At 67.0% G+C, this 22,124-nt stretch carries 24 protein-coding genes; 15 read left to right on the top strand and 9 right to left on the bottom strand.

The genetic code is table 11. The features are described 5' to 3' along the window. Positions 1 to 221: 221 nt before the first annotated feature. Both ACV229_RS23890 and ACV229_RS23895 read right to left on the bottom strand, forming a co-directional pair. Entirely contained in the window at positions 222 to 524 is a 303-nt protein-coding gene (locus tag ACV229_RS23890) for a hypothetical protein (protein ID WP_448085565.1), read from the bottom strand. Positions 525 to 666: 142 nt separating this feature from the next. Next, complete coding sequence (locus tag ACV229_RS23895) at positions 667 to 987, bottom strand: hypothetical protein (RefSeq protein ID WP_448085566.1); 321 nt, start codon at positions 985 to 987, stop codon at positions 667 to 669. Between the two features lie 17 nt (positions 988 to 1,004). Between ACV229_RS23895 and ACV229_RS23900 the strand changes: the two genes are divergently transcribed. The 10 genes from ACV229_RS23900 (at position 1,005) to ACV229_RS23945 (ending at position 10,589) form a co-directional block, all read left to right on the top strand. Then, positions 1,005 to 1,367, top strand: coding sequence for a hypothetical protein (locus ACV229_RS23900; protein ID WP_448085567.1), 363 nt, complete (start codon positions 1,005 to 1,007; stop codon positions 1,365 to 1,367). A gap of 582 nt (positions 1,368 to 1,949) precedes the next feature. After that, entirely contained in the window at positions 1,950 to 2,969 is a 1,020-nt protein-coding gene (gene mltG, locus ACV229_RS23905) for an endolytic transglycosylase MltG (RefSeq protein ID WP_448085616.1), read from the top strand. Continuing rightward, positions 2,970 to 3,590, top strand: a complete 621-nt coding sequence (gene tmk / locus ACV229_RS23910) for a dTMP kinase (protein ID WP_448085568.1) — start codon at positions 2,970 to 2,972, stop codon at positions 3,588 to 3,590. Positions 3,591 to 3,612: 22 nt separating this feature from the next. Further along, positions 3,613 to 4,641: a DNA polymerase III subunit delta' gene (locus ACV229_RS23915; protein ID WP_448085569.1), complete on the top strand. Its 1,029-nt coding sequence runs from the start codon at positions 3,613 to 3,615 to the stop codon at positions 4,639 to 4,641. 190 nt (positions 4,642 to 4,831) lie between these two features. Continuing rightward, positions 4,832 to 5,611 carry a TatD family hydrolase gene (locus tag ACV229_RS23920; RefSeq protein WP_448085570.1) on the top strand — a complete coding sequence of 260 codons (780 nt, stop codon included), beginning with the start codon at positions 4,832 to 4,834 and terminating at the stop codon, positions 5,609 to 5,611. A 59-nt stretch (positions 5,612 to 5,670) separates the two neighbouring features. Then, on the top strand, positions 5,671 to 6,390 hold the full coding sequence (locus ACV229_RS23925; protein WP_448085571.1) for an ankyrin repeat domain-containing protein: 720 nt from the start codon (positions 5,671 to 5,673) through the stop codon (positions 6,388 to 6,390). A gap of 115 nt (positions 6,391 to 6,505) precedes the next feature. Continuing rightward, entirely contained in the window at positions 6,506 to 6,862 is a 357-nt protein-coding gene (locus ACV229_RS23930) for a Rap1a/Tai family immunity protein (protein WP_448085572.1), read from the top strand. A 109-nt stretch (positions 6,863 to 6,971) separates the two neighbouring features. Beyond that, positions 6,972 to 8,156, top strand: a complete 1,185-nt coding sequence (locus ACV229_RS23935) for a mechanosensitive ion channel family protein (protein ID WP_448085573.1) — start codon at positions 6,972 to 6,974, stop codon at positions 8,154 to 8,156. 13 nt (positions 8,157 to 8,169) lie between these two features. Continuing rightward, a complete protein-coding gene (locus ACV229_RS23940; protein ID WP_448085574.1) occupies positions 8,170 to 9,348 on the top strand; it encodes an AAA family ATPase in 1,179 nt (392 codons plus the stop codon). 176 nt (positions 9,349 to 9,524) lie between these two features. Further along, positions 9,525 to 10,589, top strand: a complete 1,065-nt coding sequence (locus ACV229_RS23945; protein ID WP_448085575.1) for a glycosyltransferase family 4 protein — start codon at positions 9,525 to 9,527, stop codon at positions 10,587 to 10,589. A 105-nt stretch (positions 10,590 to 10,694) separates the two neighbouring features. On the opposite strand, the gene ACV229_RS23950 is transcribed toward ACV229_RS23945, so the two are convergent. The 3 genes from ACV229_RS23950 to ACV229_RS23960 form a co-directional block, all read right to left on the bottom strand. Further along, on the bottom strand, positions 10,695 to 11,282 hold the full coding sequence (locus ACV229_RS23950) for a BPSL1445 family SYLF domain-containing lipoprotein (RefSeq protein WP_448085576.1): 588 nt from the start codon (positions 11,280 to 11,282) through the stop codon (positions 10,695 to 10,697). A gap of 245 nt (positions 11,283 to 11,527) precedes the next feature. Next, positions 11,528 to 11,968, bottom strand: a complete 441-nt coding sequence (locus ACV229_RS23955) for a hypothetical protein (RefSeq protein WP_448085577.1) — start codon at positions 11,966 to 11,968, stop codon at positions 11,528 to 11,530. Between the two features lie 334 nt (positions 11,969 to 12,302). Continuing rightward, complete coding sequence (locus ACV229_RS23960) at positions 12,303 to 12,593, bottom strand: PsiF family protein (RefSeq protein ID WP_448085578.1); 291 nt, start codon at positions 12,591 to 12,593, stop codon at positions 12,303 to 12,305. A 272-nt stretch (positions 12,594 to 12,865) separates the two neighbouring features. Between ACV229_RS23960 and ACV229_RS23965 the strand changes: the two genes are divergently transcribed. Further along, positions 12,866 to 13,885: an asparaginase gene (locus tag ACV229_RS23965; protein WP_448085579.1), complete on the top strand. Its 1,020-nt coding sequence runs from the start codon at positions 12,866 to 12,868 to the stop codon at positions 13,883 to 13,885. Positions 13,886 to 13,979: 94 nt separating this feature from the next. Here the strand turns inward: ACV229_RS23965 and lysM are convergent, their stop codons facing one another. The 4 genes from lysM to gcl all read right to left on the bottom strand — a co-directional run bounded on the left by lysM (position 13,980) and on the right by gcl (position 18,478). Beyond that, entirely contained in the window at positions 13,980 to 14,450 is a 471-nt protein-coding gene (lysM, locus tag ACV229_RS23970) for a peptidoglycan-binding protein LysM (protein WP_448085580.1), read from the bottom strand. Between the two features lie 448 nt (positions 14,451 to 14,898). Beyond that, positions 14,899 to 15,804, bottom strand: coding sequence for a 2-hydroxy-3-oxopropionate reductase (locus ACV229_RS23975; RefSeq protein WP_448085581.1), 906 nt, complete (start codon positions 15,802 to 15,804; stop codon positions 14,899 to 14,901). 47 nt (positions 15,805 to 15,851) lie between these two features. Continuing rightward, positions 15,852 to 16,661: a hydroxypyruvate isomerase gene (gene hyi / locus ACV229_RS23980; RefSeq protein WP_448085582.1), complete on the bottom strand. Its 810-nt coding sequence runs from the start codon at positions 16,659 to 16,661 to the stop codon at positions 15,852 to 15,854. 41 nt (positions 16,662 to 16,702) lie between these two features. Then, a complete protein-coding gene (gene gcl, locus ACV229_RS23985; RefSeq protein ID WP_448085583.1) occupies positions 16,703 to 18,478 on the bottom strand; it encodes a glyoxylate carboligase in 1,776 nt (591 codons plus the stop codon). A gap of 182 nt (positions 18,479 to 18,660) precedes the next feature. Between gcl and ACV229_RS23990 the strand changes: the two genes are divergently transcribed. The 4 genes from ACV229_RS23990 to rpsF all read left to right on the top strand — a co-directional run bounded on the left by ACV229_RS23990 (position 18,661) and on the right by rpsF (position 22,095). Further along, positions 18,661 to 19,572, top strand: coding sequence for a LysR family transcriptional regulator (locus ACV229_RS23990; protein WP_448085584.1), 912 nt, complete (start codon positions 18,661 to 18,663; stop codon positions 19,570 to 19,572). Positions 19,573 to 19,947: 375 nt separating this feature from the next. Beyond that, positions 19,948 to 20,622, top strand: coding sequence for an RNA polymerase sigma factor (locus tag ACV229_RS23995; RefSeq protein WP_448085585.1), 675 nt, complete (start codon positions 19,948 to 19,950; stop codon positions 20,620 to 20,622). Then, entirely contained in the window at positions 20,612 to 21,457 is an 846-nt protein-coding gene (locus ACV229_RS24000; RefSeq protein ID WP_448085586.1) for an anti-sigma factor family protein, read from the top strand. The genes ACV229_RS23995 and ACV229_RS24000 overlap by 11 nt, the downstream gene beginning before the upstream one ends. 263 nt (positions 21,458 to 21,720) lie before the next feature. Beyond that, positions 21,721 to 22,095 carry a 30S ribosomal protein S6 gene (gene rpsF / locus ACV229_RS24005; protein WP_006402295.1) on the top strand — a complete coding sequence of 125 codons (375 nt, stop codon included), beginning with the start codon at positions 21,721 to 21,723 and terminating at the stop codon, positions 22,093 to 22,095. The last annotated feature ends 29 nt before the right edge of the window (positions 22,096 to 22,124 follow it).

Raw genomic sequence — 22,124 nt, forward strand, 5'->3', positions numbered from 1 at the left:
TGAGGCTATCCCATAACGAAGTGAAGGATTCGCGCGCGCTCGCGACATGGAAGTTTCCGCCGCCACCAGCGATGGCGCGAACTGACTAGGTTTTGAGACAAATGGGTCGTTCTCCGATGCGACGATCGCCACGGCTGCCTTGCTGTTGCTTGGTGGCATAGAGATTGGCGCCAGCGAAACAGCTTTTGATAAAGATAGCCCGGTCCCTGCTGCTACGATCGTCACGACGCGAATACAGGTGAGTGACCAAAATAATGATCGAACTCTTCGCACCAGGTTATCTCTTCGAAGTAGATGTCAACGGCGATGCGCGAGGATTCCATGTCGGTGTCGTTTGTAGAGACGATTGCTTTTCGACCAATATTCAATTCAGCGCATTCGACGATTTCAGTGATACCTGGTTCAGCATCCCTTTGCCCGGGAAACTCTGGACCCACGCGAAAGATGATGGACTCGAGGAAATCTGCCGAAGGGCAATCAGCCACGCCATCAGAAACGGTTGGTTTGGTGTTGGCGGCAGTCACGAATACGACGCGTTTGACGAGACCGCCGGGATCTGGACTGGCGTGTTGGAGGGTGTGTAACCGTCCGATACGTCAGTGAGTTTTCCTCGCTCGCTTAAAAGGACTTTGCTAGAAGCCCGTTGGCCCATATGAAGGGGGCAGGTCACCACGACCAAGCATTGCGGCGTACGTCTCTGACGACGGATCCGCCGACCCAATACCCAGAAAGCACGAAGAATACGATGACGGCCAGTTTTCCGAATGCCGTCAGCAGGTAAAAGGCCTTCGCGGCGAACCCGCCAGAAACAAAGTCGAACATTACGAGGTCGCGCATGTGACCGATGGCTACCTCCGCGGCGGCCAGTGACCGTATCAAGTCGAGGGTCGCGTTACGTCGTGGAGTGTTCTCTGTATTCATTTTCTCGCCAGGATTGGTCGCCGGATGCCTCTTGGGATCACCGGCCAGAATACGAAGGGCGCCCATTTCCATTCGCCAAAAGGTTGACCGAATCCGACGTCTTGCTGATGTCCCGATCCGATGCGCTCGTCGCGCCCCGCATGACCTCCTGGATCAATAGACGGATCTCGTTGCTGACGCAATGCAAGGGAATGGGATGCCAGGCCGGCGCCGAAGTGCTGGCAATGGCGACGCCGACGGTGAACGCCGGCGAGCATCCGGTCATGAAGCACATGCCCAAGCCGGGCGATGAGAATCGTTCGATCGTCAATCCACAGCCGTCCGACTGCGACGAATGGCTACACGCGAAGAACGTCGACGCGGCGCGCGCGATGCTGCAGCGCTATCCGGCCGATGAGATGGCAGCCACGGTAGTTGAGCCAAATGTGCCAGCTCGCCCGAAATAGAAATCGGATGCCTCGAGATATGTTCGCTCGCCGTTGGTGGCCGGTCCGCGTCGCGTAACGGCGAGCAAGATTCGTTGTTTGCCGAGCTCAAACGCCAACAGCAATTGCCGTGGGGTCGTGTCGGCGGCGCCAAGCTGGCTGCAAACTATGGCGCCGGGCACAGCAAACGCACCGTAGCCCCATCCGAATTTGTATGCGGAGAACCATATGCTTGAATCCTGGCATATGGTCGCGAAGGTGAGACTCGGACCCGAGATGCTCATTGTGCTCGCTGTCAGTTTGACGGAAGGAGTTCATAGAGTATGGCAATGTGTTGGCAATCGCTAGCACCAAGATGCTGTTGTATGCAGCCATACAGAGAAGCTACAGAGTCATCGAATGAACCGGCACAGGCAAGGCGACTCGACAGTGAGAATGTGGATGGGCGGAAGGTGCGGTGACCAAACCGTGCCCACACCGATACAATACAGGGCTCAACGTCCCCAAAATTCCACCAACGTGGCAAAGTCTCAAGGCTGACCGGCGCGAGACTTTTCGTTAAAAATCAGTGTTTTACCGCTTTAACTTCAACTGCCTATTGTGCTGTCCCTACTGAAGAAATGCGCCGCGACCTTCGCGGCGCTGGCCGTCCTTGTGGCCGCCGCCGGCGTGGGCGGCACCTATTACTGGGCGACCCGGCCGTTGCTGCTCGACGCCGCGTCGCTCGACGTCACGATCAAACCCCGCAGCAGCGTGAAGAGCGTCGCCCAGCAGCTGAAGCGCGGCGGCGTGCCGGTCGCGCCGTTTGGTTTCGTCATGATGACGCGCGTGCTCGGGCTGTCGAGCCAGCTCAAGTCCGGCAACTACGAATTCAAGACCGGCATCACGCCGTACGAAGTGCTGCAGAAGATCGCGCGCGGCGACGTCAACGAATACGTCGCGACGGTGATCGAGGGCTGGACCTTCAAGCGGATGCGCGCGGAACTCGACGCCAATCCGGCCCTCGTGCACTCGACGGCCGGGATGAGTGACGCCGACCTGCTGCGCGCGATCGGCGCGCCGGACAGCGAGGTGCAGCGCGGCAGCGGCGAGGGCCTGTTCTTCCCCGATACCTACCTGTTCGACAAGGGCACGAGCGACGTGAACATCTACCGGCGCGCCTATCGCCTGATGCAGACGCGGCTCGACGAGGCATGGGTCGCGCGCGCGCCGGGGCTGCCGTACAAGACGCCTTACGAAGCGCTGACGATCGCGTCGATCGTCGAGAAGGAAACCGGGCATGCGGCCGACCGCGCGTTCGTCGCGGCCGTGTTCGCGAACCGGCTGCGCATCGGCATGCCGCTGCAGACCGATCCGTCGGTGATCTACGGGCTCGGTGACGCGTACGACGGCCATCTGCGCAAGCGCGATCTGCAGGCCGACACTCCCTACAATACGTACACCCGGCGCGGGCTGCCGCCGACGCCGATCGCGTTGCCGGGCGTCGCGGCGCTGCAGGCGGCGATCAATCCGGCGGCCACCGGCGCGCTGTACTTCGTCGCGAAGGGCGACGGCACGAGCGTGTTTTCGGACACGCTCGGCGATCACAACAAGGCCGTGGACAAATACATACGAGGTCAATAGATGGCGCGCGGTAAATTCATCACGTTCGAGGGCATCGACGGAGCGGGGAAGACCACCCACCTGAGCTGGTTCTGCGAGCGGCTCCAGCAAAGGCTGGCCGGGGCCGGCAGGCAGGTCGTCGTCACGCGCGAGCCGGGCGGCACGCAGCTCGGCGAGAAGCTGCGCGAGATCCTGCTCAACCAGCCGATGGACCTCGAGACCGAGGCGCTCCTGATGTTCGCCGCACGGCGCGAGCACCTTGCGCTCGTGATCGAGCCCGCGCTCGCGCGCGGCGACTGGGTCGTATCCGACCGCTTCACCGATGCGACGTTCGCATATCAGGGTGGCGGCCGCGGGCTGCCGCGCGACAAGCTCGAGACGCTCGAGCGCTGGGTGCAGGGCGGCTTCCAGCCGGACCTGACCGTGCTGTTCGACGTCGCGCCGCAAGTCGCGAGCGAGCGGCGCGGCGCCGCGCGGATGCCCGACAAGTTCGAGAGCGAATCCGACGCGTTTTTCGCGCGCACCCGCGGCGAATACCTGCGGCGCGCGGAAGAGGCACCGCACCGTTTCGCGATCGTCGACGCGACGCAGTCGATCCCCGAAATCCGCAAGCAGCTCGAAGGCGTGCTCGCCGCGCTGTAATTCCACAAGGCAAGGGAAGCAGATGATCTATCCGTGGCAGACCGACGACTGGAACCGCCTGCAGCAACTGCGCGCGCAATGGCCGCACGCGCTGCTGCTGCATGGCCAGGCCGGGATCGGCAAGCTGCGTTTCGCGCAGCATCTCGCGCAGGGCTTCCTGTGCGAAACGCCACAGGCGAACGGTGAGCCGTGCGGGACCTGCGCGGCCTGCAACTGGTTCGCGCAGGGCAACCATCCGGACTACCGGATCGTGCTGCCGGAAGCGCTCGCCGGCGAAGCGCCGGGTGCGGCGGACGACGCGAAGCCCGCGGATGCGGACGAAGGCGGCAAGAAGACCCGCGCGCCGAGCAAGGAGATCAAGATCGAGCAGGTGCGCGCGCTGCTGGATTTCTGCGGCGTCGGCTCGCACCGCGGCGGCGCGCGCGTCGTCGTGCTGTACCCGGCCGAGGCGCTGAACGTCGCCGCGTCGAACGCGCTCCTCAAGACGCTCGAGGAGCCGCCGGCGGGCGTCGTGTTCCTGCTCGTGTCGGCGCGCATCGACCGGCTGCTGCCGACCATCATCAGCCGCTGCCGACAGTGGCCGATGGCGGTGCCGGCGCCGGACGCGGCGGCCGTGTGGCTCGCCGCGCAGGGCGTCGCCGATGCGTCGGCACTGCTCGCCGAGGCGGGCGGCGCGCCGCTCGCGGCGCTGGCGCTTGCGAGCGACGAGAACCGGCCGCTGCGCGATTTCACGCTCGGCCAGCTCGCGGCCGGCGCGGGGTGCGACCCGTTTGCGTGCGGCGAGGCGCTGCAGAAGCTGCCGGTGCCGCTCGTGCTAGGCTGGCTGCAGCGCTGGCTGTACGATCTGCTCGCGCAGCGGATGGCGAGCGCGCCGCGCTATTTCCCGGCGCATGCGGCCGCGCTCGCGCGCTGCGCGGGTGCGCTCGACGCGAACGCGTTCGCGCGCCTCATGAAAGCCGTGACGCGCCAGCGGATGGTCGAGAATCATCCGCTCAACGCGCGGCTGGTGTTCGAGGAACTGTTTCTCGGATATCGCGAAATGTTCGCGTGACGCCGGATTGTCTTCTACGGATTGATATTCGATGGCCGACTTCAATCGTGGCGCGACCGACGCGGATCCGCCCACGATCGCCGGCAAGCGTGCCGGCCGCGCCCCGGGCGCGTAGCCGGCCGGCCACCCTGGGCAACCTTGCACCGCTCGAGCCAGGGACGCTCCAAGTAACCAGTCTTCAGGAAACGCGATGTTCGTCGATTCACACTGCCACATCAATTTCAAGGGTCTCGCGGACCGCCTGCCGGCGGTGCTCGAGAACATGCGCGAGCACGACGTCACGCACGCGCTGTGCGTGTCCGTCGATTTCGAGACGCTGCCCGACGTGCTCGCGATCGCCGAAGCGCACGACAACGTGTATGCATCGGTCGGCGTCCATCCCGATCATGAGGATGCGAAGGAACCGACGCTCGCCGAGCTCGTCGAACTGGCCGCGCACCCGAAGGTGGTCGCGATCGGCGAGACGGGCCTCGACTACTACCGGCTCGAAGGCCGTTCGATCGCGGACATGGAATGGCAGCGCGAGCGGTTCCGCACGCACATTCGCGCCGCGCACGCGACGACCAAGCCGCTGATCATCCATACGCGCGCATCGTCCGACGATACGCTGCGGATCATGGCCGAGGAGCGCGCCGGCGTGCCGGGCGGCGTGATGCATTGCTTCACCGAGCCGTGGTCGGTCGCCGAGCAGGCGCTCGCGCAGAACTTCCACATCTCGCTGTCGGGGATCGTCACGTTCAAGAACGCGACCGACGTGCAGGACGTCGCGCGGCGCGTGCCGCTCGACCGGCTGCTGATCGAAACCGACTCGCCGTACCTCGCGCCGGTCCCGTATCGCGGCAAGCCGAATGAACCTGCGTACGTCAGCCATGTCGGACGCTTTATCGCGTCCGAGCGCGGGATCGCCGTCGAGGCGCTCGCCGACGCGACCACACAGAACTTTTTCCGGCTGTTCAAGATCGCCCGCTGACCGCGGCGCGACACAGCCGACAACCAATAGCCGACAACCCAGGGAAGGAGCCAACAACAATGACGAAGCCGATCAAACATCTGCCGAAACGCGCATCGGTGGCCTCGCTCGTCGCCGCCGCGCTCGTCGTGGGCGGCCTGTTCGCGTCCGCCGGCGCGCACGCTGAATCGCTCGACGCGATCGTCAAGGCGGTCAAGTTCGACGATATCGCCGACATCGGCAAGCAGTTGAAGAATGGCCTCGATCCGAACACGCTCGCGCCGAACGGCGATCCGCTCCTCGTGATCGCCGCGCGCGAGAAGTCCGACAAGGTCGCGGCGGCGCTCGCCGCGGCGCCGAACGTCGACCTCGAGAAGGAAGACAAGGCCGGCGAGAACGCGCTGATGCTCGCGTCGCTGAATGGCGACGTCGGCCTCGTGAAGGTCCTGATCGACAAGGGCGCGGAAGTCAGCAAGAAGGGCTGGGCGCCGCTGCACTATGCGGCCACCAACGGCCAGGACGCGGTCGTCAAGGTGCTGCTCGACCACGACGCGTACATCGACACCGCATCGCCGAACGGGACGACGCCGCTGATGATGGCGGCACGCGGCAACCACGGGTCGACGGTCACCCTGCTGCTCGACCAGGGCGCGGATCCGCAGGTGAAGAACCAGCTCGGCCTGACCGCGCTCGAATTTGCGAAGCACTACAAGGCGCCGGATGCGACGGAGATCCTGACCAAGCGCACCGTGCGCGTCGGCGCATCGTCGCCGGCGGATGCGCAAAAGAGTGCAAAATGACGCTTTCCGGTGCGGCCGGCACAGGCGTAAGCCGCATCGGCGCGGCCGGCGCCCCGGTGCCGCCGCGCCGGTCATCGCAGCGTGCGGCTTCGGCCGCATAGACAAAAGGAACACCATGTTGCGGGCTATGTTTTGTGCCGCGGCGTTCGCCGTGCCGCTGACGGCGGCAGCTTTCACGGGCGCGGATCTCGACCGGCTGTGCGCGAAGACGGACGTCAAGTCGCGGGCGTCGTGCGCGGCGTACATCGAAGGCGCTGCCGACGGCGTCTACAACACCATCGACGCGATCGGCGGCACGACCGGGCCGCGCGTCGGCCAGTATTTCTGCCTGCCGCCCGACATCAAGTCGCAGCAGATGACCGACGCGGTGCGCAAGTACATCGCGGAGAACCCGAAGCTGGCCGACTACAACGCGAGCACCGCGGTGTCGCTCGGCCTCGGCAAGGCGTTTCCCTGCAAGGGCGGCAACTGACCTGACGCCGTGTCCGGGCCCGGGTGCGTGCCGCGCTCGCGCCCGGATGTCGCCGACGCACCCAGCACGAGGCGTGCGCGCCTCCTGAACCGAAGCAGCCGAGTCGCCGATGATTTCAATCGAGGAACTGCAGCGCATCGCCGATGCGCCGTTGCATTCGTGGCTGGGCACGCTGATCGTGTCGACGCTCGTCGTGCTCGTCGGCGCGACGTTGCACCGGATCGGCGCGCGCATCGTCAAGCGCATCGCCCGCCCGTATCCGATGATGAGCGTCGTGCTGCGCTACATCGACAAGCCGTCGCTCGTCACGCTCGCGCTGCTCGCGCTCGAATTCCTGTGGCTGCAGGCCGACGACGGGATGTCGTTCGTGCGCGGAATGCGCACCGCGGCGGCCGTCGGCACGATCATCGCGCTGACCTGGCTGCTCGTGCGGCTCGCGGCGGCGGTCGGCGAAGCGATCATCCAGGCGCATCCGGTCGACACGGCGGACAACCTGCAGGCGCGCAGCATCCATACGCAGGCGCGCGTGCTGTCGCGCACCGTGATGATCCTGATCGTGATCATCGGCACCGGCGCCGCGCTGATGACGTTCCCGAACGTGCGCCAGGTCGGCGCGAGCCTGCTCGCGTCGGCCGGGGTCGCCGGTCTCGTGGCCGGCATCGCGGCGCGACCGGTGCTCGGCAACCTGATCGCCGGCCTGCAGATCGCGCTGACGCAGCCGATCCGGCTCGACGACGTGGTCGTGATCCAGGGCGAGTGGGGGCGCATCGAGGAGATCACCGGCACCTACGTGTCGGTGCGTCTGTGGGACCAGCGGCGGCTCGTCGTGCCGCTGCAGTGGTTCATCGAGAACCCGTTCGCGAACTGGACGCGCAACAGCTCGGAGATCATCGGCACCGTGTTCCTGTCCGTCGACTACCGGACGCCGCTCGCGCCGCTGCGTGACGAGCTCGCGCGGCTCGTGCAGGCGGCGCCCGAATGGGACGGCCGCGTGCAGGTGCTGCAGGTGACCGATGCGACCGAACGCACGATGCAGTTGCGGGTGCTCGTCAGCGCGGCGGATTCGTCGCTGTGCTTCGATCTGCGCTGCCGCGTGCGTGAGGGGCTGATCGCGTACATCCAGGCGCATTATCCGCAGTGCCTGCCGCGCAGCCGCACGGAGCTGTTTGCGCATGCGTCGGCGCCGGATGCGCCGAGCGCCGGACGTGCGCACGCGCACGTGCCCGCCGCCGGCACGGCGGCCGATACCGTGACCAATACCGCGGCCGATCCGAAGGCCACCGGCGGACGTTGACCCGAATCGATCCATGACGGCTCTCCACACCCTCGCCATCGCCAACTATCGCTCGCTGCGCGAACTGATCGTGCCGCTCGCGGCGCTGAACGTCGTCACGGGGCCGAACGGCAGCGGCAAGTCGAGCGTGTACCGCGCACTGCGGCTGCTCGCCGACACCGCGCAAGGGCGCGTGATCCCGTCGCTCGCGCGCGAGGGCGGGCTGCCGTCGACGCTGTGGGCGGGCCCCGAACGGTTCTCGCGGTCGATGCTGGCCGGCGACACGCCCGTCACGGGCACGGTGCGCACAGGGCCCGTGAGCCTGAAGCTCGGTTTCGCGTGCGACGATTTCGGCTATGCGATCGACCTCGGGTTGCCGGTGACGAACGGCGCGTCGATGTTCGGGCTCGACCCGGTCGTCAAGCGCGAATGCATCTGGGGCGGGGCGCTGCTGCGGCCTTCGACGCTGCTGGTCGACCGGCAGGGCGCACAGATCCGCGCGCGCACCGAGTCGGGCGACTGGCAGACCATTCCGCAGCCGGTCGCGAGCTTCGACAGCATGATGACGGAGTTCGCCGATCCGCGCGGCGCGCCGGAAATGATCGCGGTGCGCGAGCGGATCCGGTCGTGGCGCTTCTACGATCATTTCCGCACCGACGCGCAGGCACCCGCGCGGCAATCGCACATCGGCACGCATACCCCCGTGCTCGCGGACGACGGCGCCGACCTCGCGGCCGCGCTGCAGACGATCCGCGAGATCGGCGACAGCGCGGCGCTCGACGCGACGATCGACGACGCGTTCCCTGGCGCGTCGGTCGACATCGACAATCCGGGCGGCCGCGGCCGCTTCGAGGTGCTGATGCGCCAGCCGGGGCTGCTGCGGCCGCTGTCGGCCGCGGAACTGTCGGACGGCACGCTGCGCTACCTGCTGCTCGCGGCGGCGCTGTTGACGCCGCGGCCGCCCGCGCTGATGGTGCTGAACGAGCCGGAAACGAGCCTGCACCCGGACCTGTTGCCGGCGCTCGGCCGCCTGATCGCGCAGGCGGCGCGGCATTCGCAGGTGATCGTCGTGTCGCACGCGGCGCGGCTGATCGCGACGCTCGAGCGCGAAGCCGGCTGCGAATCGCTCGTGCTCGGCAAGCAGCTCGGCGCGACCAGGCTCGTCGACGCCGATACGCGCGACCTGCCGCCGTGGAAATGGCCGTCGCGCTGACGCGCGGGCGGGACGCGCGCCCCGCCGGGCCGCGTTCGGGCCCCGCGACCGGCCCCGGGAATGTATCCGGTCTGTAACAACGCCCATAAAATGCAAGACGGCCGGTGCCGCGCAGCCGGATCGCTAATAATGAGATATTCGGCCGGCGGCGCGCCGGCCCCCTGGAGACGTGGATCATGAGAATTGCCCAGATCGCCCCGTTGACCGAGTCGGTGCCGCCGAAGCTCTATGGCGGCACGGAACGCGTCGTGTCCTACATTACCGAGGCGCTCGTCGATCTCGGTCATGACGTGACGCTGTTCGCGAGCGGCGATTCGACGACGCGTGCGAAGCTCGAGCCCGTGTGGCCGCGCGCGCTGCGGCTCGACGCGTCGATCCGCGACCGGATCGCGCCGCACATGCTGCTGATGGAAACGGTCGCGCGCCGCGCGAAGGACTTCGACGTCCTGCATTTCCACATGGACTACTACTCGTTCTCGGTCTTCAACCGCCAGGAAGTGCCGTACGTGACGACGCTGCACGGCCGGCTCGACCTGCCCGAGCAGCAGCCGGTGTTCGATACGTTCAACACGGCGCCCGTGATCTCGATCTCGAACGCGCAGCGCCAGCCGCTGCCGCAGGCGAAGTGGCTGACGACGGTCTACCACGGGCTGCCCGAATCGCTATATACGCCGCAGCCCGTCGAGCCGCGCTATCTCGCGTTCCTCGGCCGCATCTCGCCGGAAAAGCGCGTCGACACGGCGATCCGCATCGCGCGGCAGTGCGGACTGCCGATCAAGGTCGCCGCGAAGATCGACGCGGCGGACCAGGAGTATTTCGAGCGCGAGATCAAGCCGCTGTTCGCGTTGCCGCATGTCGAATACGTCGGCGAGATCGCCGACCACCAGAAGGCGGAATTCCTGTCCGGCGCGCATGCGCTGCTGTTTCCGATCGACTGGCCGGAGCCGTTCGGCCTCGTGATGATCGAGGCGATGGCGTGCGGCACGCCGGTGATCGCGTTCAACCGCGGTTCGGTGCCGGAGGTGCTGGACGAGGGCGTGTCGGGCTTCATCGTCGAGGACGAGATCAGCGCGGTCGCGGCCGTGAACCGGCTGCACCTGCTGCCGCGCGCCCGCGTGCGGCAGCGCTTCGAGGAGCGCTTCACGTCGCGCCGGATGGCGCAGCAGTACGTCGACGTCTACCAGTCGGTGATCCGCGCGCAGAAGCGCTCGCGCTTCAAGGTGATCGATTCGACCACCTGATCCGCCCGACGCGGTCCGCGCAGGCAAAAAAACGGCGATGTCCGCGAGGGCATCGCCGTTTGCGCATGTCGGCTGCCCGTGCGGCGCACGGGCAATCTGGGGGCGTCAGATCTTCAGCTTCGTGACCTTCGTGCCGTTGACCGACACGTCGCCCATCAGGCCGGCGTTCGTCAGCACGACGACCTGGACCGGTGCGGTGGCCGTGGTCGTGTCGACCGCGCCGTTCGCGCCCATCTTCACGAGCGCGATCGATGCGCCGGCGCCGGCGGCCCAGCCGTCCGAGCCGCGGAATTCGTCGAGCGCTTCCTGCGTCATGAACAGGAACACGATCGCCTTCGATTGCGCGCCGGCCTGCAGGCCGACCGACAGCGACGACGTGTTGTAGTAGCCGACCGTCGCGCCGCCGACGCGCAGCGCGCCGTTGCCGGTCTGGCCGCCGACGATGAAGCCGGCCTGGATCACGTCCGGGAACACCAGCACGCCGCGCGACTTCGCGACGAGTTCACGCGAACCCTTGACCGTGGAATACAGGCGCGACAGCGTTGCATCGACGCTCGCGTCGATCGCCTGGCGTTTCGACGCGTTGGTCGCGGCGGTGTCGGGCTTGTCAGGCGTCGTGGTGCAACCGGTGAGTGCGAGGCTGCCGACGAGCAGCGCAGCGGCGGTTTTCAGCACGAGATTCCGTTTTTGCATCGTTCTTCTCCATCTGATGATGTTCGGAGTGAGTCCCGCTCAGGGAGCGGACCACGTCGGCAGTTATATCACAGCGCATTACAGCTGCTTTTCAACCGGCGGCAAAAGAGCGTCAAATCGGATGGTCGTGTCGCGACACGCCAGCGGACGGACCGGCGCCCGGACGCCGGCATGCCGGGCGCGCCGGCGGGGCGTTGGGGCGGAAAGCGCGGAACGGAAAGCGGGCGCCGGCCGGCACGCACGCGTCAATGCGTGACGGGCGGCTTGATCGGCGGCCGCCGCAGCGCGCGGCGGATCAGCGCGATCACGACACCGCATGCGAACAGGAATGCGGCCGGCACGACCCAGTAGCCGACGAACGCGTGCCACAGATAGCTGGCCAGCGTGTTGCGGCGCACCACGTATTCGTCGCGAGCCGCCTGCTGGCGCGGCGCGTTGGCGCTCAGCACGTCGGCCGGACAGCCGGCTGAGCGGGCTTCGTCAGGATCGCCGTGACAGCGCGCGGCGGCGCCGGCGGCGCGCTGCGCGTCGGTGAGTTCCCACGTGGTCAGCGCGAGCTGCAGGTCCGCCTTGTTGTAGGCCATTTCCTCGCGGATCTCGCGCACGGCAACGATCGCGACGGGCACGGCCCAGAACACGATCACGAGCAGCCAGCGGCGGAACCAGCGGTGTTGTCTCCATGCCATCCATGCCTCCGTTTGGCGCGGTGTGCGCGTCCGTCTCGAGGGCGGCCCGATGGCGCTTCTTTTGCTTGTATGGGCCGCGTTGCAGCCATCATAGAAGAAAACGCGGCGAATTGCCGCACCATATGGCGGGTATCCGTGACGCGCATGTGTCGGCTGCCGCAAGGCCGTGCGCGCGGCGGGCGGCAATTTTGCGGCGCCGCGTTCGGACGACAGGCGGGGCGTCAGCGCGCCATGAACGCGATGCGCGTGTGCGGCACCGGGTGCGCAGGCAACGAAAACAAAAATGCCGCGCCCGTCGGAACGGCGCGCGGCATCGATGCGGGAGCGGCGGAACTCAGGCGGCCGGCTGGTTGCTCAGGCAGCTCTTCATGAATGCCTTGCGGTCGTCGCCCTTCTTGTCGCCGGCCTGGGTGTTGCAGGCCTTCATCTTGTCCTGCTGCGACATCTTCTTCGCGGGCTTGGCGGACAGGCAGTCCTTCATGAACGCCTTGCGTTCGTCGCCCGTCTTGCCGGCTGCCTGCGTGTTACAGGCCTTCATCTTGTCCTGCTGGCTGTTCGCCGCGAACACGGGGGAGGCGAGCATGCCGCCGACGAGCAGTGCGGCTACGAGCGATTGGATTTTCATTTGACACTCCCATGGGGTGAATTGCGCTTTATTGATGCCGTCACGAAGCAGGGCGCAAAGCGGGGACGCATCGCGCCGCGCGCTCCGATTATGGCAAATCAATGTGAAAACACCAAAACAGCACTTCCTATAACGTGGCGCCCGCAGCGGGCGTTGACGGCTGGTGCCGCGACGCGATCCGGACAAACCATGAGCGCCGTGCGTTTCGCGTCGCGCGGGCATTGCGGCCGGGGGCTATCGGACGCGGATCCCGAGCCATTACAATCGCGCCCATGAATACTCCGAATCAGGCTTCCCCTTCGTCGCCGGCGCTGCCGCGCATCGCCGTTCTCGCCACCGGCGGCACCATCGCCGGGGCTGCACCCGATGCGGCCAGCACGGCCGGCTATCAGGCCGGCGCGCTCGGCGTCAACTTCCTGCTCGATGCGGTGCCGGCGCTCGCGTCGGTCGCACAGATCCGCGCCGAGCAGGTCGCGAGCATCGACAGCAAGGATCTCGCGCTGCCGCTGTGGAACACGCTCGCCGCACGGATCGCCGCGCTGATGGCCGACGACACCGTCGACGGCATCGTGATCACGCACGGCACCGATACGCTCGAGGAAACCGCCTATGCGTTGCACCTGACCGTGCCCGGCGACAAGCCGGTCGTGCTGACCGCGGCGATGCGTCCGGCGACCGCGCTGTCGTCCGACGGGCCGCTCAACCTGCTGAATGCGGTGACGGTCGCGGCTCACCCGGCCGCGCGCGGGCAGGGCGTGCTGGTCGCGTTCAACAACCGGATCCACGGCGCGCGCGATGTCGTGAAGACGAGCACGTATGCGGTCGATGCGTTCCAGTCGCCGGAGCTCGGCGCGCTCGGCTGGGTGCAGGACGGCCGCGTCGAATTCGCGCGCCGCGTCACGCGTTCGCGCGATGCGCAACTGGCGATCGGCAGTGCATGGCCGCCGGTCGAGGTCGTCGCGAGCTACGCGGGCGTCACGCGCACGGCCGTCGATGCGCTCGTCGCGGCCGGCGTGCGCGGGCTCGTCGTCGCGGGTACCGGCAACGGCTCGATCCACGCGACGCTGCAGGCGGCGCTCGCCGATGCGGTGAAGCAGGGTGTCGTCGTGGTGCGCGCGTCGCGGGTCGGTTCGGGGCACGTGATGAAGAACGGCGCCGCCAACGACGATGCGCTCGGCTTCGTGAGCGCAGGTTCGCTGAATCCGTTCAAGGCGCGCGTGCTGCTGATGCTCGCGCTCGCCAGCGGGATTCACGCGCGTGCCGACGTGCAGCAGCTGTTCGACGCGTATTGATCGACGGGTCTTGCGGACCGCGTCCGCGCCAATGAAAAAAGCAGGCCATCGGCCTGCTTTTTCGTTGTCGATCCGGTTGTTCCTGCGCAAACGCTCAGGACTGCGGCGGAATCACGAGCTTCTGGCCCGGGTAGATCCGGTCCGGGCTCGACAGCATCGGCTTGTTCGCTTCGAAGATCACATCGTTCTTCGAGCCGTCGCCGTAGTACTTCTCGGCGATCTTCCACAGGTTGTCGCCGGACACGACGTCGTGGTACTGGACTTGCGGATCGTCCGGCTGCAGGTCGTCGTCGTTGACGCCCGCGACGCCCTGGACGTTGCCGGCCGCGACCTTGACCTTCGCCTTCGTGTCGAGGTCGGCGACGCTGCCCGACAGCGTGACGGTGCGCGACGCGCCGTCGAACGCGACTGTCAGGTTCGACGTGTCGAGACCTTGCGTGTTGATGTAGTTCTTGATCGCATCGGCCGCGGTCTGGTTTGCGGCATTCGGGTCTTCCGCCGCTTGCGCGTCGGCGTGACCCAGCAGTTTTTCACCCGCCTCTTTGATAAACGAAAGAAGACCCATCGTTGCACTCCTTAGGTGGTTGAAAAGAAAACGCGCCGTGAAGTGGCGAAAAAAACACCGCGCTGGGCGCGATCGACTGAGGCGAACGCAAGCGCGGCGGATTTCTCGAAAGGCGTGGCGAAAGTGTAGGCGCTCACGGCGTCAAATGCATGAACAATTGCGCGCGCGAACGTAAAGAAATGTAAGACGTGAAATCCGACAGACGGACACCCGACGACGACGTCTGACCGACCAAGGCTTCCCCGGCGTCGCCGGGTGCCGCTGCGGACCCCACCACGCCGCTCTCAGCCCAGAGCGGCGCTTTTCGTCCCGCCGCGCTCACTTGAGTTGCGCGGCGGGACGCCCCACCGTGATGCGCGAGACATTCGCGCATCGATGCGTGTCCGGCGTGGCGGAACGCATCGTCGATATTCGTGCCGCCCGCGGGTGCGGGCGGCGAATGGCACGCTTACGCGGCCTTCGTGTCGGCTTGCGGTTGCGCGATCTCGAAGTTCGACATGATCTCGAGCGCGCGCACGAGGCCCGAGTGATCCCATGCCTTGCCGCCGTGCGCCGCGCAGACGCTGAACAGCTGCTGCGCGCTCGCCGTGTGCGGCAGCGCGAGGCCGAGCTTGCGCGCGCCGTCGAGCGCGAGGTTCAGGTCCTTCTGGTGCAGCTCGATGCGGAAGCCCGGATCGAACGTGCGCTTCGTCATGCGGGCGCCGTGCACCTCGAGGATGCGCGACGCGGCGAAGCCGCCCATCAGCGCCTGGCGCACGCGTTCCGGATCGGCGCCCGAGCGTGCGGCGAACAGCAGCGCTTCGCCGACGGCCTCGATGTTCAGCGCGACGATGATCTGGTTCGCGACCTTGCAGGTCTGGCCGGCGCCGTTGTCGCCGACCAGCGTGATGTTCTTGCCCATCAGCTCGAACAGCGGCTTCGCGCGCTCGAACGCCTTTTCCGGGCCGCCGACCATGATCGTCAGCGACGCTTCGCGTGCGCCGACTTCGCCACCGGACACCGGTGCGTCGAGGTAGTCGCAGCCGAGTGCGTTGATGTCCTTCGCGAATGCCTGCGTGTCGAGCGGCGAGATCGAGCTCATGTCGATCACGAGCTTGCCGGCCGTGAGGCCCTTCGCGACGCCGTCGTCGGCGAACAGCACGTTGCGCACGTCCGGCGTGTCCGGAACCATCGAAATGATGATGTCGGCGTGCCTGGCGACTTCGGTCGAGTTCGCGACGACCTTGGCGCTCGCGCGCAGGTCGTCCGGGATCGGGAACGCGCCGTTCACGACGAGCTGGTGGTCACCCTTGAGCAGGTTGCGCGCCATGTGCGCGCCCATGATGCCGAGGCCGATGAAACCGATGATTGCCATGCTGGATGTCTCCTTAGGGGTAGGGACGAAAACGGAACGGGTGACGTTCAGGCGGCGCGGCGCGCCGAGCCCGGCGCACAGCCGGCGACGCTCTGCAGCCAGCCGAGTCCTTCCGTCGTCGTGGTGCGAGGCTTGTATTCGCAGCCGACGTAGCCGGCATAGCCGAGCCGGTCGAGCAGCGCGAACAGGAACGCGTAGTTGATCTCGCCCGTGCCCGGCTCGTTGCGGCCGGGGTTGTCGGCGAGCTGGACGTGGCCGATCGACGCGAGGTTGCGTTCGATCGTCGCGGCCAGTTCGCCTTCCATGCGCTGCATGTGATAGATGTCGTACTGCAGGAACAGGTTGTCCGAGCCGACCGCGCGGATCACGTCGAGCCCTTCGGCCGAGCGGTTCAGCGCGAAGCCCGGGATGTCGAAGCTGTTGCACGGCTCGACGAGCAGGCGGATGCCTTCGCGCTTCAGCGCATCGGCGGCGAAGCGCAGGTTGTCGACGATCGTGACGAAGGTCTTGTCGCGCGGCGTGCTCGCCGACGGGATCCCGACCAGGCAGTTCAGCTGCGGCACCTTCAGTGCCTTCGCGTACTCGATCGCACGGCCGACGCCTTCCTGGAATTCGCCGACGCGATCGGGCAGGCATGCGATGCCGCGCTCGCCCTGATCCCAGTTGCCGGCGGGCAGGTTGTGCAGCACGAGGCGCAGACGGTGCGTCTCGAGCCGCTCGGCGAGTTCCTCTTTCGCGTACGGATACGGGAACAGGAACTCGACGGCGTCGAAGCCCGCGTCGGCGGCCGCCTTGAAGCGGTCGAGGAACGGCACTTCGTTGAACAGCATGGTCAGGTTTGCAGCAAACTTCGGCATGAGCTAAGCCTCTTCGGTCGGTCAGTCAAAAGAACGGTGGGTCAGTCGAGCAGCGAGATCGCGGTCGGCGCATGTTCCGCCTTCTCGGCGAGATCCTCGAACTCGTTGATCGCGTCGATCTCGGTGCCCATCGAAATGTTCGTCACGCGCTCGAGGATCACTTCGACAACCACCGGCACGCTGAACTCTTCCGCGAGCGCCTGCGCCTGCTTCAGCGCCGGCTCGATCTCTTCCGGCTTGAACACGCGCAATGCCTTGCAGCCGAGGCCTTCGGCCACCGCGACGTGGTCGACGCCATAGCCGTTCAGCTCAGGCGCGTTCACGTTGTCGAACGCGAGCTGCACGCAGTAGTCCATATCGAATGCGCGCTGTGCCTGGCGGATCAGCCCGAGGTACGAGTTGTTGACGACGACATGCACGTACGGCAGCTTGAACTGCGCGCCGGCCGCCAGTTCCTCGATCATGAACTGGAAGTCGTAGTCGCCCGACAGCGCGACGATCGGACGGCGCGGATCGGCCGCACGCACGCCGAGCGCGGCGGGGATCGTCCAGCCGAGCGGGCCGGCCTGGCCGCAGTTGATCCAGTTGCGCGCCTTGAACACGTGCAGGAATTGCGCGGCCGCGATCTGCGACAGGCCGATCGTGCTGACGTAGCACGTATCGCGGCCGAACACCTTGTTCATCTCTTCGTACACGCGCTGCGGCTTGACCGGCACGTTGTCGAAGTGCGTCTTGCGCTGCAGCGTGCGCTTGCGTTCCTGGCATTCGGCGACCCACGCGCTGCGATCCTTCAGCTTGCCCGCGGCCTTCCATTCCTGCGCGACGGCGACGAACAGTTCCAGCGCAGCCTTCGCGTCCGACACGATGCCGAGATCCGGGCCGAACACGCGGCCGATCTGCGTCGGCTCGATGTCCACGTGCACGAACTTGCGGCCCTTCGTATAGACGTCGACGCTGCCCGTGTGGCGGTTTGCCCAACGGTTGCCGATGCCGAGCACGAAGTCGGATGCGAGCATCGTCGCGTTGCCGTAGCGGTGCGACGTCTGCAGGCCGACCATGCCGGCCATCAGCGGGTGGTCGTCGGGAATCGCGCCCCACGACATCAGCGTCGGGATCACCGGCACGCCAATCGTTTCCGCGAACGTGACGAGCAGGTCCTCGGCCGCCGCGTTGAGCACGCCGCCGCCCGACACGATCAGCGGCTTGTCCGCGTCGTTGAGCATCGCGAGCGCCTTCTCGATCTGTGCGCGGGTTGCCGCGGGCTTGTAGACCGGCAGCGGCTCGTACGTGTCGATGTCGAATTCGATCTCGGCGAGCTGCACGTCGATCGGCAGATCAACGAGCACCGGGCCCGGACGGCCCGAGCGCATCAGGTGGAACGCCTGCTGGAACACGCGCGGCACGAGCGCCGGCTCGCGCACGGTGACGGCCCACTTGGTGACCGGCTTCGCGATCGACTCGATGTCGACCGCCTGGAAGTCTTCCTTGTACAGGCGGGCGCGCGGCGCCTGGCCCGTGATCGCGAGGATCGGGATCGAGTCGGCGGACGCCGAATAGAGGCCCGTGATCATGTCGGTACCGGCCGGGCCCGACGTGCCGATGCACACGCCGATGTTGCCCGGCGCGGCGCGCGTGAAGCCCTCGGCCATGTGCGAGGCGCCCTCGACGTGGCGGGCCAGCACGTGGCTGATGCCGCCCGATTTGCGCATCGCGGAGTAGAACGGGTTGATGGCTGCGCCGGGCACGCCGAATGCGGTCTGGATGCCTTCCTTCTCGAGCACGAGTACGGCGGCGTCGACGGCTCTCATCTTGGCCATGGATGTCTCCTTGAATATGGCGGATCTTGCGAATCGGTCTGTTGGAGACACTTTAGGGTTGCACCAAAGGTTTGATAAGATCAGCCGCAGTCGCTTTTTTCGAAACTAAAAGTATTGAATGACGGTGTGTCGGCCCTGGGCGTGAACGGGCCCAAGGCCCGCCGTCATGCAGGAGACATGAGATGGACCGCTTCAAGCAGATCGAGACGTTCGTGCGGGTCGCGGACGCGGGCAGCCTCGCGGCAGCCGCGCTCGAGGAGGGCGTGTCGCCTGTCGTGCTCGGCCGGCGCATCGACGCGCTGGAGAAGCGCCTCGGCGTGAAGCTGATGTACCGCTCGACGCGGCGGCTCGTCGTCAGCGAGGAGGGCGCGGCGTTCCTCGAGCGCTGCCGCGGGCTGCTCGCCGAATGGGACCAGGCCGAGAACGAGCTGGCCGCCGGGCGGCGCTCGGTGAGCGGCCACCTGATCGTGTCGGCGCCGGCCGCGTTCGGCCGCAAGCACGTCGCGCCGCATGCGCCGGGCTTTCTCGCCGACAAGCCGGACATGCAGTTGTCGTTCAACCTGACCGACCGGGTCGTCGACCTCGTGCGCGAAGGCTACGACCTGTCGATCCGGATCGGCGGCGCGGTCGACCCGAATTTCGTCGCGGTGAAGCTTGCGTCGAACCGGCGCGTCGTGTGCGGCACGCCGGACTATTTCCGCCGGCACGGCCGCCCGAAGTCGCTCGACGACCTGCTCGCGCACAACTGCCTCGCGTTCAACCTGCAGGGCGGCCAGAACCGCGGCTGGTATTTCCAGCGCAACGGCAAGATCGTCACGATGCGCGTGACGGGCAGCCTCGACTGCAACGACGGCGAACTGCTGCACCGCTGGGCGTCTGAAGGGCTCGGGCTCGGCTGGCGCTCGACGTGGGAAATCGCCGCGCAGCTCGAGACGGGCGAGCTCGAAACCGTGCTCGACGAATACGCGCTGCCCGACTACGACATCCTTGCCGTCTATCCGCAGCAGCGCTACGTGCCCGCGCGCGTGCGCTATTTCATCGACTACCTGCGCGACGCGTACGCGCACCCCGGCTACTGGAGCACGACGCCATAGGCGCGCTGGGCGCGCCTCGCGCGGCGGCGGCCGTGCGGGGGACGGCCGCTGAGTGCGGAACTGCACGCGGAACTGCGTGGACGCAGGCCTGGCGCCGATGGGCGCGGCAGGCCGCACGCGCGTCGGGATGCCTGGGGAACGGGAAATCGAGCGGCATGGCGGCTCCTTGGCGAAGCGATGACGGGGCATGCCTGTGATACCGGCGGCGCGCGGCTGCCATTCCCGGTTTATTTTTCGTCTCCGCGCACGTTTGGCGGGAATAAACTCGATCCACGGGTGGTAAGGATCCTTGACCGTGTGCGTATCGCCCGTCTGTTGCGGGCGCTGCACGCCGAACGGACGCGGCTGAGGCCGTCGGGATCAACAGGAGGCGACGTGGGGCAATCCGGCCGGACGGTCGACGAACGAGCGGCACAGGATGCGGCGGCGCGCGGCGAGCGCTTTCGCGCGCTCGTGCTGCCGCACCTCGACGCCGCGTACAACCTCGCGCGCTGGCTGAGCGGCAGTGCGAGCGATGCGGACGACGTCGTGCAGGAGGCGTGCGTCCGCGCGCTGCGCTTCGTCGACGGCTGCCGGGGTGACAACGCGCGGCCGTGGCTGCTGACGATCGTGCGCCACACCTGGTACACGGAATGGCGGCGGCGCACGCACGCGCACGAAGTGGCGGTGCCCGAAACGCTCGACGGAACGGAGTCGCCCGACGACTGGCATCCGGCAGCGGAGGACCCGCTCGCGCAGCTGCTGCGCGGCGAGGACGCCCGCCTCGTGAATGCCGCGCTGGCGAAGCTGCCGGCCGAATATCGGGAAGTGCTCGTGCTGCGTGAAATGGAGGACTTGAGCTACCGCGAGATCGCGGCGATCGCGGACGTGCCGGTGGGCACCGTGATGTCGCGGCTCGCGCGCGGCCGCCGCCGGCTCGCCGCGCTGCTCGAAGGCGCATGCGGCGAGCCGGCGCGGGACACGGCACGTACGGCGGCGGCGCCGGGCGGAAGCGCGGCAGGCGGCGCGCCGGCAGCCGGAACGGCATCGGAGGCCATCGATGGACTGTAACGAAGCGCGCGAACTGCTTGGCGCGGATGTCGACCGCGAGCTGTCGGCGCCCGACGCGTTGCGGATCCAGCGGCACGTCGACACGTGCGACGCGTGCCGCCGCGAGCGCGACCGGATCGTCGCGCTCGGCCAGGCGGTCCGCCAGGCCGAATATCACCGTGCGCCGGACGCGCTGCGCGCACGCATCCTTGCGGGCTTGCCGTCGGCGGCCGACGTGCCGCGCGCGCCCGCGCGCGTACCGGGCTGGTTCGATTGGTTCGGGCGGCTGGGCCTGCGCGGCCCGTCGGCCGGCAGGCCGCGGCCTCGCGCCATCGCGCTGCCGGGCGCCGGCTGGGGCGTCGCGCTCGTGATCGCGCTCGCGGCGGCTGCGGGGATGACGCTGTCCGCGCATCGTGCAGCGACCGATCGCACCGTCGACGAGCTCGTCGCGAGCCATGTGCGGGCGGGCCTGTCGGCGCGCGACATCGACGTGATCTCGACCGACCGGCATACGGTCAAGCCCTGGTTCAACGGCCGTCTCGACTATGCGCCGCCCGTCGAGGATCTCGCCGCGAACGGCTTCGCGCTCGCGGGCGGCCGGCTCGACTACGTCGGGCAGCGTCGCGTCGCGGTGCTCGTGTACCGCTACCGGCAGCACGTGATCGACGTGTACGTGCGGCCGTCCGGGGAGGGCGGGGCGTCGGCGCCGTATGCGACCCTGTCGCAGGGTTACGCGCTCGACCGCTGGGACGCCGCCGGCATGACGTGGTGGGCCGTGACCGATGCCGAGCCGTCCGCGCTCGCGGCGTTCAAGGCGGCGCTGAACGCGCGCCTTGGTGCGCCGCGCACGGAATGACAGCAAGCAGAGGGTTGTGACCCCCATCTCGACCCGATCGCGATCCGCGTGTCCGACAGCGCCGCGCGCACGGCGCCGCCGGACGCGGCGACCGCCCGCCAGGCGCTGCCCGTCGGGCACAAGTCGTTGAAAACACGGCCGAATCGCGCGGCGAATTATCGATGAACCTTGCACGTGACCCATATCCGGGTTAGAATCTTCGGCTTCTCACTTGCCACACCGGTTCAGACGCCCGGGTGGCTTCAATCCACAAGGAGTGTGTAATGCGTCATTACGAAATCGTCTTCATCGTGCACCCCGATCAGAGCGAGCAAGTGCCCGCGATGATCGAGCGTTACAAGACCACGATCACGTCGCACGGCGGTCAGATCCACCGTGTCGAAGACTGGGGCCGTCGCCAACTGGCCTACATGATCGAGAAACTCGCGAAGGCTCACTACGTCTGCATGAACATCGAGTGCGACCAGACGACGCTCGACGAACTCGAACACGCGTTCAAGTTCAACGACGCCGTGCTGCGTCACCTCATCGTCAAGATGAAGAAGGCCGAGACCGGCCCGTCGCCGATGATGAAGGAAGTTCAGCGCGAAGAAGCCAAGAAGGCGGCTGCTGCTCAGCCGACCGAAGCGCAGGCTTAAGCTCGTAGTCATTTAAGCCACCAAGGAGC

It is taken from the genome of Burkholderia sp. MR1-5-21 (assembly GCF_053427715.1).

What these genes read in the sequence shown, in the direction of transcription:
- ACV229_RS23895 (WP_448085566.1), bottom strand. Translation starts at nt 987, where the DNA reads ATGGGCGCCCTTCGTATTCTGGCCGGTGATCCCAAGAGGCATCCGGCG.
- tmk (WP_448085568.1), top strand. Translation starts at nt 2,970, where the DNA reads ATGGCGCGCGGTAAATTCATCACGTTCGAGGGCATCGACGGAGCGGGG.
- ACV229_RS23915 (WP_448085569.1), top strand. Translation starts at nt 3,613, where the DNA reads ATGATCTATCCGTGGCAGACCGACGACTGGAACCGCCTGCAGCAACTG.
- ACV229_RS23920 (WP_448085570.1), top strand. Translation starts at nt 4,832, where the DNA reads ATGTTCGTCGATTCACACTGCCACATCAATTTCAAGGGTCTCGCGGAC.
- ACV229_RS23925 (WP_448085571.1), top strand. Translation starts at nt 5,671, where the DNA reads ATGACGAAGCCGATCAAACATCTGCCGAAACGCGCATCGGTGGCCTCG.
- ACV229_RS23930 (WP_448085572.1), top strand. Translation starts at nt 6,506, where the DNA reads ATGTTGCGGGCTATGTTTTGTGCCGCGGCGTTCGCCGTGCCGCTGACG.
- ACV229_RS23935 (WP_448085573.1), top strand. Translation starts at nt 6,972, where the DNA reads ATGATTTCAATCGAGGAACTGCAGCGCATCGCCGATGCGCCGTTGCAT.
- ACV229_RS23940 (WP_448085574.1), top strand. Translation starts at nt 8,170, where the DNA reads ATGACGGCTCTCCACACCCTCGCCATCGCCAACTATCGCTCGCTGCGC.
- ACV229_RS23945 (WP_448085575.1), top strand. Translation starts at nt 9,525, where the DNA reads ATGAGAATTGCCCAGATCGCCCCGTTGACCGAGTCGGTGCCGCCGAAG.
- ACV229_RS23950 (WP_448085576.1), bottom strand. Translation starts at nt 11,282, where the DNA reads ATGCAAAAACGGAATCTCGTGCTGAAAACCGCCGCTGCGCTGCTCGTC.
- ACV229_RS23955 (WP_448085577.1), bottom strand. Translation starts at nt 11,968, where the DNA reads ATGGCATGGAGACAACACCGCTGGTTCCGCCGCTGGCTGCTCGTGATC.
- ACV229_RS23960 (WP_448085578.1), bottom strand. Translation starts at nt 12,593, where the DNA reads ATGAAAATCCAATCGCTCGTAGCCGCACTGCTCGTCGGCGGCATGCTC.
- ACV229_RS23965 (WP_448085579.1), top strand. Translation starts at nt 12,866, where the DNA reads ATGAATACTCCGAATCAGGCTTCCCCTTCGTCGCCGGCGCTGCCGCGC.
- lysM (WP_448085580.1), bottom strand. Translation starts at nt 14,450, where the DNA reads ATGGGTCTTCTTTCGTTTATCAAAGAGGCGGGTGAAAAACTGCTGGGT.
- ACV229_RS23975 (WP_448085581.1), bottom strand. Translation starts at nt 15,804, where the DNA reads ATGGCAATCATCGGTTTCATCGGCCTCGGCATCATGGGCGCGCACATG.
- hyi (WP_448085582.1), bottom strand. Translation starts at nt 16,661, where the DNA reads ATGCCGAAGTTTGCTGCAAACCTGACCATGCTGTTCAACGAAGTGCCG.
- gcl (WP_448085583.1), bottom strand. Translation starts at nt 18,478, where the DNA reads ATGGCCAAGATGAGAGCCGTCGACGCCGCCGTACTCGTGCTCGAGAAG.
- ACV229_RS23990 (WP_448085584.1), top strand. Translation starts at nt 18,661, where the DNA reads ATGGACCGCTTCAAGCAGATCGAGACGTTCGTGCGGGTCGCGGACGCG.
- ACV229_RS24000 (WP_448085586.1), top strand. Translation starts at nt 20,612, where the DNA reads ATGGACTGTAACGAAGCGCGCGAACTGCTTGGCGCGGATGTCGACCGC.
- rpsF (WP_006402295.1), top strand. Translation starts at nt 21,721, where the DNA reads ATGCGTCATTACGAAATCGTCTTCATCGTGCACCCCGATCAGAGCGAG.